Source organism: Psychrobacter sp. JCM 18903 (genome assembly GCF_000586475.1).
Lineage (GTDB): Bacteria > Pseudomonadota > Gammaproteobacteria > Pseudomonadales > Moraxellaceae > Psychrobacter.
The window spans coordinates 45,580-60,327 of sequence record NZ_BAWJ01000011.1 but is presented as its reverse complement, the minus strand read 5'-3'; the positions used below and the strand labels follow the sequence as shown (position 1 = coordinate 60,327).

General features: G+C 42.3%; 9 protein-coding genes and 5 pseudogenes. 5 read left to right on the top strand and 9 right to left on the bottom strand.

Annotated features, from left to right (window positions below; genetic code table 11):
• Window positions 1-41: 41 nt before the first annotated feature.
• A pseudogene (locus tag TT12_RS09110) lies at window positions 42-970 on the bottom strand (hypothetical protein).
• 298 nt (window positions 971-1,268) lie between these two features.
• Here TT12_RS09110 and trmB point away from each other — a divergent pair.
• The 3 genes and pseudogenes from trmB to TT12_RS09095 all read left to right on the top strand — a co-directional run bounded on the left by trmB (window position 1,269) and on the right by TT12_RS09095 (window position 5,367).
• Window positions 1,269-2,119, top strand: a pseudogene (trmB, locus tag TT12_RS09105) (tRNA (guanosine(46)-N7)-methyltransferase TrmB).
• Window positions 2,120-3,149: 1,030 nt separating this feature from the next.
• A pseudogene (recA, locus tag TT12_RS09100) lies at window positions 3,150-4,200 on the top strand (recombinase RecA).
• A 57-nt stretch (window positions 4,201-4,257) separates the two neighbouring features.
• Window positions 4,258-5,367: a regulatory protein RecX gene (locus TT12_RS09095; RefSeq protein ID WP_045454128.1), complete on the top strand. Its 1,110-nt coding sequence runs from the start codon at window positions 4,258-4,260 to the stop codon at window positions 5,365-5,367.
• A 63-nt stretch (window positions 5,368-5,430) separates the two neighbouring features.
• Here the strand turns inward: TT12_RS09095 and TT12_RS09090 are convergent.
• The 8 genes and pseudogenes from TT12_RS09090 to TT12_RS09060 form a co-directional block, all read right to left on the bottom strand.
• Window positions 5,431-6,885 (bottom strand): annotated as a pseudogene (locus TT12_RS09090) (anion permease).
• Window positions 6,886-7,191: 306 nt separating this feature from the next.
• Window positions 7,192-7,605: a YidB family protein gene (locus TT12_RS17205; RefSeq protein ID WP_243443543.1), complete on the bottom strand. Its 414-nt coding sequence runs from the start codon at window positions 7,603-7,605 to the stop codon at window positions 7,192-7,194.
• Complete coding sequence (locus tag TT12_RS17200; protein ID WP_243443542.1) at window positions 7,557-7,934, bottom strand: hypothetical protein; 378 nt, start codon at window positions 7,932-7,934, stop codon at window positions 7,557-7,559. Before TT12_RS17200 ends, TT12_RS17205 begins: the two co-directional genes overlap by 49 nt.
• Window positions 7,935-8,236: 302 nt before the next feature.
• Complete coding sequence (locus TT12_RS09080) at window positions 8,237-8,680, bottom strand: hypothetical protein (protein ID WP_045454123.1); 444 nt, start codon at window positions 8,678-8,680, stop codon at window positions 8,237-8,239.
• A gap of 90 nt (window positions 8,681-8,770) precedes the next feature.
• A complete protein-coding gene (locus tag TT12_RS09075) occupies window positions 8,771-9,052 on the bottom strand; it encodes an FAD assembly factor SdhE (RefSeq protein ID WP_045444191.1) in 282 nt (93 codons plus the stop codon).
• Between the two features lie 29 nt (window positions 9,053-9,081).
• The gene (gene folP, locus TT12_RS09070; RefSeq protein ID WP_045454244.1) at window positions 9,082-9,978 is read right to left on the bottom strand and encodes a dihydropteroate synthase; all 897 of its coding nucleotides are present in this window, start codon (window positions 9,976-9,978) and stop codon (window positions 9,082-9,084) included.
• A gap of 171 nt (window positions 9,979-10,149) precedes the next feature.
• Window positions 10,150-12,043: pseudogene (gene ftsH, locus TT12_RS09065) on the bottom strand (ATP-dependent zinc metalloprotease FtsH).
• Window positions 12,044-12,443: 400 nt separating this feature from the next.
• Window positions 12,444-13,076 carry an RlmE family RNA methyltransferase gene (locus TT12_RS09060; protein WP_045444188.1) on the bottom strand — a complete coding sequence of 211 codons (633 nt, stop codon included), beginning with the start codon at window positions 13,074-13,076 and terminating at the stop codon, window positions 12,444-12,446.
• Window positions 13,077-13,419: 343 nt separating this feature from the next.
• On the opposite strand from TT12_RS09060, the gene TT12_RS09055 reads away from it, so the two are divergent.
• Both TT12_RS09055 and TT12_RS09050 read left to right on the top strand, forming a co-directional pair.
• Window positions 13,420-13,728, top strand: coding sequence for a YhbY family RNA-binding protein (locus TT12_RS09055; protein WP_045444184.1), 309 nt, complete (start codon window positions 13,420-13,422; stop codon window positions 13,726-13,728).
• Between the two features lie 218 nt (window positions 13,729-13,946).
• Complete coding sequence (locus TT12_RS09050; RefSeq protein ID WP_045454120.1) at window positions 13,947-14,675, top strand: DOMON domain-containing protein; 729 nt, start codon at window positions 13,947-13,949, stop codon at window positions 14,673-14,675.
• The last annotated feature ends 73 nt before the right edge of the window (window positions 14,676-14,748 follow it).

The window sequence follows — 14,748 nt, the reverse complement described above, 5'->3', positions numbered from 1 at the left end:
ATAGACACTGTCAGTGTCATCGTTAAATCATCAAACATGCCCTAATCGGGCATACAGCTTGCCGGTGCCAGTTTCTTATTTAGTGAACTCATACAGCTCCAAATATCGCTGTCTGGCACATGGTAAAAAACCAGTGTCTGCTGATTTAGGTAGCGGATAGGGAACTGAACATTTTGTATGGTCGCAATGACTGCACAATCCGTTTCTACTACGCCAGCGGCCTTTTTATCGATATCAATTCGTATCTGCTGAGTGCCTTTATCAATAGGCAAATGAATCGGACATTGCCCTGTCTGTTGATAAATCAGTGCCACACGATTTTGTGCCGTTTTGGCTGTATCATACGCATCGAACAGTACTTCATTGGCTTTTGGCTTGGCAATAATTGGTAAAAACTGTATCTTAATAACCATCAAAGCAAAGGCAAAAATACCAAACCCCAATCCTAACCCAAATAGACTGACCCCACCTTCTCGGCGCAGATGTGCCTTTTGCGCTGCTTCATCACGCGGATAATCATCGATAGCATCTGCAATCTCACGTCGCGCCATGCGGTAATAATACGCATCCGTCCAACGCGCCACCATGAACGACCAAAATAACCAAATGATCGCGGCAATACCTATGCGTGTCGCCATCTGGTAAGCATCAGGATGAAGGACATTGCCAAAAATTCAAACGCAACCAATACCAGTGCCACATTGAGCTGAATAAACGACCAGCCTGCTACGCTATAGACAATCGCATCCATATAGCGTTTGCGATAGAGGAGCCAAGGAAAAGTCACAAAAAATGCTGCCCAATGCCATTTTGGCGACAGATAACCTTGCGCATCGAACTGCTCAAAACGTTTCAGATAATAGTGCTGGCTACGGTGACCGATAAACCATTTATCAAGTTGTGTACGCTTAGCAGGAGTCAGCTGTTCTTGGTAAAAAGGGGGCGGCGAATCCGTCTCGATAAATAGCATAGATGACCCCTATTAACGATGAAGAAAAATTTAAATCCATTACTCACTTTATATGATAACGCCAAAACCGATGTGCAGAACAGTAAAACGACAGATAAATACCGTTAATTCAATGTAAAAGAAAGTCAAGGCAGCCGAATGCCAATCTATATGTGATACGTCAAACAAGGTCAGCGCTTTCACTTTTTTATGCTGAATGAACGATAACAATATTAAAAAAGTATTGTCCGTTCACAGCTGTATAGATTTAACTTATAATGAGCATACATCACCCATTTTATGAAGCCTTGTCAATCCTATGATTCCACATCCTGATATTAATGATAACATCGATAGTACGAGTAATACTGATGAGCAAAAAGTCCTCAGTACTAACACCGAAAGCCTTACTCATACTGACATTGAAGCCCGTATTAGTAATGAGAGTGAGCCTGAAGAAAGCAAACATCTACGTATCGTCAATACCTTTATGAAACGACGTACGCACATGAATAAAAATGCCGAACTGGCACTGACCGCGCCAGAATTTTCTGAGTATCTGGTCAATAACAGTTTCGGTGATGGCGATCTTGATGGTATTGACAATCTACGAACGCTATTCGCTGATAGCCCTAATGGTAGTGAAGCACCGCTTACCTTAGAGATCGGTTTTGGACTGGGTGATTCATTCATTGAGATGGCGGCAGCAGAACCTAGCCGCAATTTCGTTGGTGTCGAAGTGCACGAGCCAGGTATCGGTAAATGCGCCTATATGGCAGGTACGCAAGCGCTAACCAATGTCAAAATCATCAACGGTGATGCCATCCAATTGCTCAAGCAACTACCAGAGAACCATATTGATCGCATCCAGCTTTACTTCCCTGACCCATGGCAAAAAAAGCGCCATCACAAGCGCCGCTTCGTCAGCCTGAACGTATGGCGATTGTGACTCGTAGTCTAAAGCAAGGCGGCTGGTTCCATACCGCAACCGACTGGGAGCATTATGCCTTTTGGATGGTTGAAGTTTTAGACGGTTTTACTGGTTTAACCAATCAAGCAGGCGCAGTTCACTTCACCGACCGCCCTGACTTTCGTCCAATGACCAAATTTGAGCGCCGCGGTATAAATAGTGGACATGGCGTTTGGGATTTAATCTATATCAAAGACTAGATTTGGCTCACTTATCTTCGGTGACTTCTGCATAGCGGCTAAATTATTTAGCCGCTTTTTTGTGCTTGCAAATTATCTAATGACAATATTATTTGATTTTTTTCAGCTACAACCCTTAATATACAAGCTACAAGTATTTTTATTAAAAATAATAAATTTTTTTTAATATGTGAAACATCGTCTATTTTCATAGAATTTTTAAATCAATAGCGCTATATATAGGGGTAAAAAATATATTGCAGCGCCACACTCACAGGTCACCTACCTACTCAAACATTGATAGTATAAGGGATTCATGAGTTCTCCCCATAAGCTGTGGATAACCCTGTGCATAAGTACGCACTTGACAACAATTTCCCTAGATAGCTCAAAGGATGAGGTAAAATCGTTCATTTTTTATACAATTTAAAAAACCTTTTAAATCAGTAAGTTATGACGTATTTTATAATACTGTAATTTATTTTCAATATATTTTTAAATTAAATTAATCCTCACCGATGTTTCACAAAAGCTAAATTTAGACGCTTTATTTCTTGTGGACAACTTTTAATGCTATTGACAAAGGGCGACATTATCCTATCCAAAATTAGGATATATTCAGCAACTAGATTACACAAGTTATCACTTATATACAATGCGACAGTTAGTGTCGTTTAGCATCATCTAACCTTCTATATGCTCCTTGGTTTTTGTTATAATCACCTTATCTAATCAACTGCACTTTAGAAAACAGTCAAGGCTCAACGAGCATAATGTTACCTATAAATTACATCTGTTGGCGCTGATTATGAACTTAATTTTACTTTTATCGTTATTTGATTTTACTGTATAGTAGAGTGATATATCTAATATTACTGTCTACATCATCGATACTCTACCCCATTCATCTTAGATAGACATTGAACGAACGCTGCCTATTATTTAGATAGCCATCAGCACTATTGATCCGTTAACCTTCGTAGCTACAAACATTTTATTTATCATACCAAATTTATAGTTTTAACCAATGATTGAAGACAAGGAATCCAGTATGGACGACAATAAAGCCAAAGCCCTTAAAGCAGCACTCGGTCAAATCGAAAAGCAGTTTGGTAAGAATACCATCATGCATTTAGGTGACGACTCAGCTATTATGGATGTCGATGTAGTATCAACAGGTTCGTTGGGTCTGGACATTGCACTTGGCATTGGTGGTCTACCAAAAGGCCGTATCGTAGAGATTTATGGCCCAGAAGCTCAGGTAAAACGACCATGACGCTACAGGCGATTGCAGAATGTCAAAAACAAGGCGGCACCTGCGCCTTTATCGATGCTGAGCATGCGCTTGACCCTGTTTATGCGCGCAAACTTGGCGTAAACACTGACGAGCTATTGCTTTCTCAGCCTGATAATGGTGAGCAAGCACTTGAAATCACCGACATGTTGGTGCGCTCTGGTGCTATCGATATGATTGTTATTGACTCAGTTGCTGCCTTGACGCCGCGCGCAGAGATTGAAGGCGAGATGGGCGACTCACATATGGCTTGCAAGCACGTCTGATGAGCCAAGCATTACGTAAAATCACAGGCAACGCCAAACGCTCCAATTGTATGGTGGTATTTATCAACCAAATTCGTATGAAAATCGGTGTGATGTTTGGTAGCCCTGAGACCACGACTGGTGGTAACGCGCTCAAGTTTTACGCCTCAGTTCGTATGGACATTCGCCGCATCGGTGCGGTCAAAAATGGTGATGAAATCATCGGTAACCAAACCCGTGTCAAGGTTATCAAAAACAAAATGGCACCGCCTTTCCGCCAAGCAGAGTTTGAAATTACTTATGGTGAAGGTACTAACCATTTAGCCGAAGTGATTGACTTAGGCGTTGAGATTGGTGCGGTTGGTAAAGCAGGCTCTTGGTATAGCTATGGCGATGAAAAAATCGGTCAAGGTAAAGCCAACTCTGTACTGTTCCTAAAAGAAAATCCTGCGATTGCAAAAGAGATTGAAGATAAAATTCGCGAGGAAAAGCTTGGGTCAAAAAAAGAAGCCAAAGCCGAAGATAAAGCCAATGAAGCGTTGGTTTCTGACCCTGTACAATAACGGCGCAATTATTCACCGCTATTAATAATCATGACTTGTTATGAAAATTAAATTGTTATGAACATTAAAACTTTAGCTGAAATAGTCGCTGAATCCGATGCCGATTCAGCGAGTAGTCCGACTATCAAATCAAAAAAACTGTCCAAATCCTCTGAATCCTCCAAATTTTCTCAGCATTCCTATCAAGGCAATCCTAAAAAAACAACTAAGACGCGCAAGCATTCAACTTACTATCATGAAGACCATTCATTATCTGACGATACTGACTTTTCAGTAGAATCCGTTGAGGCTCACTCTTCTACCAATAAAAATCCTGCTAAAACTAAGAAACGTAAAAATCGTTTTCACCCAGCGGCTAACTTTAGCCCTGAGCCTAGTGACGTGCCTGCTTATCAGCAACCCGAAGCGCAAAGTATCAAAGAGATGCTGGCTGAAGTTAAACAAAATATTCATGGTGAACCAGACGATAGCGCGGCTACTGATAATGAATTTAACAAAGAATCACAGTATACAACCGATGCTGCCATTACCAACACTTCTGCGCACAGCACAGTTGACAATCAGATGGATAACCTACCCGCTGCTCTTAAAGCGTATTTGCGCACGCCTGAACAACGACAAGCAGAAATAGATGAGATCAAAGCCGAAAGCCGTTTACGTTGGTTGGCGTTTTATTATTTATCGCGCCGTGAGTACGGCAAGGCTGAGCTTAAGCAAAAGCTTATTGATAAAGAGCAAGCCCCAGATAAAATTGATGCGCTACTCGATGAGTTTGAAGAAAAAGGCTACCAAAGTGATTATCGCACGACGCTCATGCTCATTCGTGAAAATATCCGCAAAGGTCGGGGACGTGGACGTATCAAGCAGGAGTTTTATCGTAAAAAAATTGCCATGCCCAGTAATATCGATGAGTTAATCGATATGGCAAATGCAGAGTCAGAAGAGTTTAGGGAGTTTGTAGATGATAGTGCAGATAATCTGGTAGATGGTGTCGACTGGCTCAAACTGGCGGTCACAGCGCGCACTAAGAAGTACGGCGATGACATACCCACTGAACAAAAAGACAAAGCAAAGCAGCTACGGTTTTTGCAATATCGAGGCTTTCAGAGCGATATCTGTTTTGCCGCGCTCAATTATACTTTAGACACATTAGATGAGCGCTTTTAAGCCACCCTCACCTTTTTTAAAAACACCAATCTGTATATAAGACAATATGACTTGAGCGATCTATTAATAATAGCCGAGCACTTTCCACCAAATCAAACCAGCACCGATCCAAATAACTAAATTGACCACACTCATTATTGCGCCAATACTCCACCACTCTCTTAACGTCACATAGCCAGAGTTAAAAATGACTGGCGCAGTACCAGTTGCATAATGCGTAAGCGTCATCATGATATTGCCCGCTGCGGCTAAGATAAGCGCATATAACATCGGCGGTGCGCCCAAGCTTAAACCCACCGCATAAAATGCTGCAAATAGTGCAGTAATGTGAGCCGTGGTACTAGCAAAGAAGTAATGGATATATAAGTATACTAGGGTCAAAATAGTCACAGCACCGATCCAGCCAAGCCCAGTCGTGCCAATCATCGATTCGATATTGCCAGAGAACCAGCTTATCAGTCCAAGCTTATTAAGATAAGCGGCCATCATAATAAGGGCGCCAAACCAAATAATGGTATCCCATGCTGACTTCTCTTTTAAAATATCGTCCCAAGTCAGTACCCCAGTCAATATTAAGGTCGTCAAACCAATAAATGCTGTGGTGGTAGCATCAACGCTATATTGCTCACCTAACATCAATGCGGGAATATTCGCCCACAATAACAGCATCAGAGCAAATACCCCGAGCATGATTTTTTCTTGGCTGCTTATTTTTCCCATTTCTGCCAAATTGTCCTTGGCAAAACCTTTTGCATCGGGCGTGATTTTAACATCAGGGGGATAAATTATATAAATGACTAACGGCATCACAAGCAGACATAGCATGCCAGGTACAAACATCGCCACTGCAAGTGGTCCATGACAGCTGAATATCACCGCCTGTGGCTTTATTCACCAAATCTACAACCAGAGGGTTGGGCGCAGTAGCCGTGATAAACATCCCAGAGGTAATCGGGTTGGCATGATAGTTCACCATCGCCAAATACCGACCAATTTTATTTTGAGTACCTTCTTCTGGCGTCGAATGAAGCTTTGCGCGATAGACTTCATAATAGGATGAATAATACCGCCGCCACGTGCCGTATTAGAGGGCGTAATGGGTGCTATCATCAATTCAGCCGCAGTCAAAGAATAAGCCACGCCGATGGTTTTTTTACCAAAAATAGAAATAAAGTAATAGGCAATACGTCGACCCAAACCCGTTTTTATCAAGCCACGCGATATCATGACTGCAATACCAATTAGCCAAATCAACGGACTTGAGTAGCTTGATAATGCATCACTAACGGCTTGTGCTGGGCTATCACTAGTCACGCCTGTTAGTGCGACTAGGGTGACTGCAATGATAGCAATGGCACCAATGGGTAATACTTTACCGATGATAGCGACAATAGTGGCGATGAATAACGCCAGCATGTGCCATGCTTCAGGGGTAACGCCAGTAGGTACTGGTATCACAAACCAAATGATCAAGCCGACAAAAATGGCAACCGCTGCTTGAATAGGCTTAAATGGCATGATTAAGTATCCTTATAAATGCTTATACCATCACGCAGTCATATTATATAAAGGATCATCAAAGTAGCCACTGCGACAAAAGACTCAATGAATCATATGACCATCTTATAAGATTTATAGAATTATTTTTCTATTATTCACCATTTTTAACATATCTGTTTAGAACAAAGAGTAAATATTCAGTAATAGAGTACCAATAGTAAGGTTAAACTAACAGCCATAAAAAGAGCACATTGGATAACGTACTCTTTTTTATGGTATTAACTTTTTGGCATTAACGATTGCGACTTTCTTTAAAAGATAAATTTATTTTAACGCACCTAGTCGACTAGATAGCTGATTGATGATTTGATCAATCTCTTCATTGGCTTCAGATTCATTATCCAAATTGCCACTTGGTGTCAGCTGATTCATTACTTCTGGCAGCAATTCAGCAAGACCTTGACGGACTTCTACGTCATTAGCACCAGTATGTGCTGCAACCTGCTGAATCTCATTTTCATCGAATAACTGACTGATATCATTTGGATCAAGGTTGTCATTGTCTTGTTGGTTACTCATCCAAGAACGCGCTTGGTTTTCATAACCCATACCTGTGATTTTTGATAATGCACCACTCAAGCCGCCATTGCGTTTGATCCAGCTTAGTACCATTGGCATAAGTGCAGCGATTAGCATACCTTTACCACCGAATCCAGATTTTCTCGTTTGACTACCCATGCTTGACCACCTAGCACACTGCCTAATATGTCTCCAAGACCGCCGGCATTAGAATTGACGCCGCCACTTTGATTGCCACCAGTGAGTCCACCGCCTGTTAACCCACCGAGAATATCATCTAAGCCAAAACCATTGTCTGGCTGACGATCATACTGGCGTGGATTATAGCCACCAGTTTGACTAGCACCGCCTAGCACGCTACCCAATATATCCCCAAGACCACCTGTACGACGTGGATCAATGCGTTGATTTACAGGATTACGCTGCGCATCTTCAGGATCCATCGCACGACGGGCCACCTGACTAACCAAATTCCCTAATAAGCTCATTTTCGATTCCTTTTTGTCATATTATTTATTATCTATAAACCGCTAAAAACTTCGCTGCTAATTTAATATATTAATCAACAGCTCGATTTACTTATGCGATTCACAATTCTCTTGCAATATAACAAATCTATTTCGCTATCCAGATAGGTATTTTGTTATGACATGTAGGCGTTCGTAAATTCTTGAAAAAAATCCCCCATTGGACACTATAAAAAAATACTACCTTAACTCGTATTTTCGGCGTTTATGTTAGGCATATTGAACATTCGGCGATGGGACTGATAAGCACCATTTATGAATATTCAATATAATCTAGCCAAAACATTCAACTCTCGCCATTGTTCAAGGCTCACTTGATCTCGAAAGATGGTCACTGATAAAGAGCGCTGATAAGGCTCTATAACATTGAATTCAAAGCTTATCGCCCATCGATATCCAGAGACAGCGATTAATTGTGCCTGCCATAGCTCATCACCGCGACCCGTACGGAGCAGTAGCTGCCAATGCTGCTCAACACGATGACTAAGTGGTGGTTGGCTAAGGTGCAGCAGTATGGGTCGTGATAATGTCAAATAAATAATCACCGCGGCGGTAACGATTAAAATAAGCACATATTGCCATAACAGTAAAGAAGCAAGCCACGCCAGTACAGCCATGACGGCGGTCAACCCACTATAAAGCAGCAAACGCACATAGCTGGCAGGCCGAATAGCCGTATCAATACGTAACGAATTTGCCAAGGTCATATTTTATCACCAAAAAACGGCAGACCATTATGTTGCTCAGGCCTATCTATGCCAGCTCTGGACAACCATTTTTTATATCTAAATCAGTCTTTAAGTCAAATCTTTGGTATGACGCCATGTCTTAATTTTATTGACTAACGCCCATATTTCTTCGTTTTCTGGACGATTTTGATTGGTGAAATAATCCAACAAATCAGGGTCTTCATGAGTCAGCATTTCTGCAAACGTCTCTTGTTCAGCAGGCTCTGCCGTTAAGTAAATTTCTTTAACATAAAGGTCAATATAAAAGTCTAACTCTTTTAATCCGCGGCGTGCTTGATAGATAATGCGGCGCTGTTCATTGGTTGGTTCTGGCTGAATCGGGGTGGTCATAAAAGTACTCTCATTATTTTAAATTGGGATTAAGGATAATTATGCGCAGATAATTGACGCCACAAGGCGACTGCTTGCTGCATCATCGCCACATTATGGGTGCGTATAATGCCAGCGCCTTGCTGTAGGGCAAAGATACCAGCCGCCGTACCTACCACATCACGATCTACCGTGTTGGTAGTAGCAACGACTTCGACGCCATTCTTGCTCAATACTTCCGCTAAAAAACGCTTGCGTGAAATGCCAAACATCATCGGTAAATCAAGCGCTTGTAGCCTGATAAGCTGGCTTAATAGTGCGCAATGATGCTCATAATCTTTCGCAAAACCAAAGCCTGGATCGATAATAATTTTCTCACGCTTAACACCGATTCCTGTTACTTCGTCAATGCGCGATAATAGCTCAGCCCTTACGTCACTAATGATGTCGTCATATTGTGCCAAATTATTCATCGTTGTTGGCTCGCCGCGCATATGCATGAGCATGACTGGTATATCAAGCTCAGCCGCTAGTACTGCTGCACCCTCGCGTTTGAGTGCTCGTACATCATTCCAAATATCAGCACCAGCATCAAAAGCCGCTTTCATAACCTCTGGATTACTGGTATCAATGGATAACCAAATATCCTCTCCGCAATGCCGGCGGATGGCTCGAACCACTGGCGCAACACGCTGCAGCTCTTCAGACGTGCCCACAGCATCCGCATTGGGGCGAGTAGACTCACCGCCAATGTCGATAATAGTCGCGCCCTCTTCTATCATTTGCTGACAATGCGCAACAGCCTTATCTACCGCATTGAATTGTCCACCGTCTGAAAACGAATCGGGTGTGACATTAAGAATACCCATAATATGAGGCTGCGATAGATCTAGTGTTTTATCACGACTTGATATCTTATAGCTGGGTAAGGGCTGAAATAAGGACATAACCAAATTATCTCTCATTAAAACATTCTAATTATTGCACTGTGCTTGTTATGCGTTGTGCTTATCATACCAGTAAACTCTATTCTGTACTAAACCCTTCACGAAATATGGACAACAAAAAAGCCCTTTATCATAAAGGGCTTTTTCTATTGGATATGAATTAATTAATAACTACATCGCTGGTAACGGTGGCGGTGTTGAGTTGGTTGTTTTGATATCATTCTTCGATAAGTTGACTTCGTTGTGCTGATAAACTCTAGGTGGACGTGGGTCTTCACCTGCTAAGATATCTTGCAACTGATCACGGTCAATCGTTTCCCACTTCATTAGGGCATCTACCATCGCATGCATTTTTTCTTGATTGCCTTCAATCATTCGCGCGCGATATCATATTGCTCCTCTAACATACGGCGGACTTCTTCATCGACCTTTTGCTGTGTGGCTTCCGAAATCGTACGACTGCTAGAGCCAAAATAGCCTTGCGAGCTGTCTTCGTCTTCATAAACCATAATACCAAGTGCGTCAGACATACCGTACTTCGTCACCATGGCGCGAGCCATCTTGGTTGCACGTTCGAAGTCATTAGAAGCACCCGTCGACATTTGATTGATAAAGACTTCTTCAGCGATACGACCGCCGAACAAGATAGCAATATCGCTCAGCATTTTTGATTTATACATACTGGTTTGGTCATGCTCTGGCAACTGCCAAGTAACCCCAAGCGCAAAACCACGCGGCATGATCGTTACTTTATGCACAGGATCGGTACCTGGTAGTAGCTCAGCGACTAAGGCGTGACCTGCTTCATGATAAGCAGTAGCACGGCGCTCCTCTTCACGAATGACCATTGATTTACGCTCAGGACCCATATATAGCTTGTCTTTTGCATCTTCAAAGTCATTCATATCAACGCTGGTCTTGTTGCGACGTGCTGCAAACAATGCCGCTTCGTTGACAAGGTTGGCCAGCTGCGCACCACTGAAACCTGGTGTACCGCGAGCCAATGCATTGGCATCCACACCGATAGTATTCGGCAGCTTTCTCAAATGCACTTTAAGAATTTGCTCACGGCCTTTAATATCTGGTAATCCCACTTGTACCTGACGGTCAAAACGACCTGGACGCAATAGCGCTTTATCAAGCACATCCGCACGGTTGGTCGCGGCAATGACGATCACGCCTTCATTGCCTTCAAAACCATCCATCTCAACCAATAATTGGTTCAGTGTCTGCTCACGCTCATCATTACCGCCGCCCATACCAGAGCCACGATGACGACCGACCGCATCAATTTCATCAATAAAGATGATGCAAGGCGCGCTCTTTTTAGCCTGTTCGAACATATCGCGTACACGTGAGGCGCCGACACCGACAAACATTTCAACAAAATCAGAACCTGAGATTGAGAAGAACGGTACTTTAGCTTCACCAGCAATGGCTCTGGCTAACAAGGTTTTACCGGTCCCTGGAGGACCTACCATTAAGATACCACGTGGAATCGTTGCACCCAGTTTGGTAAATTTATCAGGGTCGCGTAAAAACTCGACCACTTCAACACTTCTTCTTTGGCCTCTTCACAACCAGCCACATCTTCAAAGTTCACCTTGATTTGGTCTTCAGTCAGCATTTTAGCTTTTGACTTACCAAAGCTCATAGGGCCGCCGCCTTTACCGCCAGCGCCACCTTGCATGTTACGCATGAAGAATAAAAACAGACCAATAATCAATAGAATTGGGAAACTGGCTATCAGTAATTGCATCAAGACGCTTTGGCGTTTTGGGGCAGTCCCTTGGACTTCGACTTGGTTCTCACGCAGCAATGGCATGAGCTCGTCATCTGACACAGCTGGTCGAATGGTCTCAAAAGATGAACCATTTTTCTTTTCGCCGGTGATTTGCTCGCCATCGATTTCAACGCTGGCTACTTGGTTTTCTGACACGGCGGTCACAAACTCAGAGTAGTTAAGGCTATCCGGCTCGGATGATTGATCAAAGCCGCTAAACACCAGCACCAAAACGCCGATTACCACCAGCCACAATAAGGTATTTTTTACCATGTCGCTCACTAGTTATTCCCATCCCTTACTTATTGGTGTGTTTATTAAACACGTGACGTCTATAAACGTATCGCTCATTTTTTAGTAGATATATTCATAGCCAAAATTTGTGATTCAGACTCATACAACTCAAATGCTGCATGGGGACTGTTTTCACGATTTATAAATATCAATGACCTATATATCTATCATAGATGAGCACATCAGCGCTTATTGTCAGACGACTTTGCCTAAAAAATATTCTTGAAACAAAGTTAATATACCATGATATGTGGTGCTAACCTGCATAATTCAAGCAGGTTTCGCTATTATTCAGTTAACGATTGTAGCGGGTTCAATGCGCTCATGAGACTATGTTATGGTGACACATTATCTCGCTTACAATGGCTGTGACATAACGACGTTATGATTATTTAATCGCTATCCAAAACATCTCTTTTGACCGTGGTCTTGACGCACCTGGTTTGATACTACGAATCTTACTAAAATCCTGCTGCATCTGCTTGCGTAATTCTTGTGTGCCTTCGCCTTGAAACACTTTCATAATAAGTGCGCCACCTTCTGGTAAGGTTGCAAGCGCAAAGTCCACTGCTAGCTCGCATAAATACATCATGCGTGGCTGATCGATTGCGCTGTTTCCTGCCGTATTTGGTGCCATATCGGACAGCACTACATCGACCTGCCTATCACCAACCTCTGCCATGATCGCATCAAACACTTCTGCTTCGCGAAAGTCGCCTTGAATAAAGGTCACATCAGGCAATGTATCCATCGGCAGAATATCAGAGGCAATCAAAATACCTTTTTCGCCTACCAGCTGACCTGCCACTTGAGACCAACTGCCTGGAGCACTGCCCAAATCCACAACCGTCATGCCTTTTTTAATAATATTGGTCTTTTCATTAATTTCTAATAATTTATAGGCAGCACGGGCACGATAGCCATCTTTTTGCGCTTTTTGCACATAATGATCGTCAATATGCTCTTTCATCCAAGCGCTACTACTCTTTGACAGTTTTTTATTTTCGATACGCGTGGCCAAAATACCTGCTCCTATTGCTTTGCAAAACATTCATACATATTACTGAAGTAGCTAAAAGATTTATGAAGCACTTTCGATATGGGTTAAATTCATTCGAATATGCCATCAATCAAGATTTTTATACATTTACAGTCTTAGACTGACTAAATTCTATTGGTTAAAACACTGATTTATCAGACAGTAGCGTTTATAATGTGCCCAAACATTCAGTTTAACATTTTCATCACGTAAAATCGTGCAAAATCCTGCTGATCTCATGCAAGATGACCACAGATTATCTATAATGGTCGTCAACTGCTCTTAATAGCACTGTCTTTTATTTTTACCAACACCTAGGAATTCTATGCAACTCGATAACGCTACCATCAAACGCCTAAGAGGCATTGGTCACGACCTCAAACCTATCGTCATGATTGGCAACAAAGGTATTACCCCAACCATTACTGAAGAGATTGATCGCGCGCTATCAGATCATGAGCTCATCAAAGTAAAACTGCCTGCTGGCACAAAAGAAGAGCGCGATGTCATCGGTGCAGAACTTGCCAAAGCGGCTAACGCGTCTTTGGTTCATTCTATTGGTCGTATGGCATTGTTACTACGTAAAAATCCAAACGCCAACCCAAAATTGTCTAACTTAGCGCGTCATGCATAATAATATGTGATGACCAGCTTGGTTTGAGTGATGTGATGCATATCAACTCAAATCATAGCCAAATGGTGACGATAAATGTAAAAGCCGCGATGCATCTTGCTCGCGGCTTTTATGTTGTCTGCGCGTTTTAGATTTACTTAGTGTGTAATATTAGCTCGCTTAGTCGGTACAATTTTTCTTATGGTTACTTATATATTTTCATTGTTGGGTCTTAAATTATGAATCAATCATTCAATCTCTGTGTGGCCACCGAAACCATAGTAAACGATGCACAGCAACTGGGTGTAACAGTAGATGAGTTACAGCGCATCTGTATAAATGTGAGTGCTCAGATTATTCGACAGCCATCACTATACTTACAGCTAACCTATCAACTCACCCTGCCCAACCAACTGCTAGCAAAGCAGCTAAACTGGTCAATATGGCAGCAAGCGCAAGTAAGATTCGATGATTACTTGTGGGAAGAGACTTGCCTTGAGTGTTTTATCGCTGGTCGTCTGATAAATGATGAAAATCTAACGGAGGCTCAAAAGGCAACACCTTATATCGAGATTAATGCCAATCCAGACGGTCGTTACGCGCTATATCAATTTGAAAGCTATCGTAATCCTGCGACCTTACCACCAACACCCTTATATGCAGCTGATGGACAAGCGCGCGCGTCTATTAATTGGATAAATAATGTAAAGCCAACATTAAGGTACGTGGAGAATCCTTTATCTAATAATCCATCAGTCGCAAAAAAACCTCATCATTATGAGCGCAGCTTTAATGTACCAGTAATCCAACGATCCAATCAGCAGTATGCTATCGCTAATACTGTGATTGAGCAAATACATCCTTGCGTTATTTTATGGTTTGGTGAGATTGCTTTATATTTTGCCTCAAACCACGCCTCCCCGCCTGACTTTCACAATCGTAGCCACTGGTCGAAATTTGAGCTTTAACTCTACTTTTAACTTAAGCATCACAACTCAAAGCGCAAAAAAACCAGCAACGCTATAAAGAGCATTACTGGAT

Bases quoted from the DNA above. Each gene is read 5' to 3' on its own strand.
- TT12_RS09095 (WP_045454128.1), top strand. From the start codon at position 4,258: ATGAACATTAAAACTTTAGCTGAAATAGTCGCTGAATCCGATGCCGAT.
- TT12_RS17205 (WP_243443543.1), bottom strand. From the start codon at position 7,605: ATGGGTAGTCAAACGAGAAAATCTGGATTCGGTGGTAAAGGTATGCTA.
- TT12_RS17200 (WP_243443542.1), bottom strand. From the start codon at position 7,934: ATGAGCTTATTAGGGAATTTGGTTAGTCAGGTGGCCCGTCGTGCGATG.
- TT12_RS09080 (WP_045454123.1), bottom strand. From the start codon at position 8,680: ATGACCTTGGCAAATTCGTTACGTATTGATACGGCTATTCGGCCTGCC.
- TT12_RS09075 (WP_045444191.1), bottom strand. From the start codon at position 9,052: ATGACCACCCCGATTCAGCCAGAACCAACCAATGAACAGCGCCGCATT.
- folP (WP_045454244.1), bottom strand. From the start codon at position 9,978: ATGTCCTTATTTCAGCCCTTACCCAGCTATAAGATATCAAGTCGTGAT.
- TT12_RS09055 (WP_045444184.1), top strand. From the start codon at position 13,420: ATGCAACTCGATAACGCTACCATCAAACGCCTAAGAGGCATTGGTCAC.
- TT12_RS09050 (WP_045454120.1), top strand. From the start codon at position 13,947: ATGAATCAATCATTCAATCTCTGTGTGGCCACCGAAACCATAGTAAAC.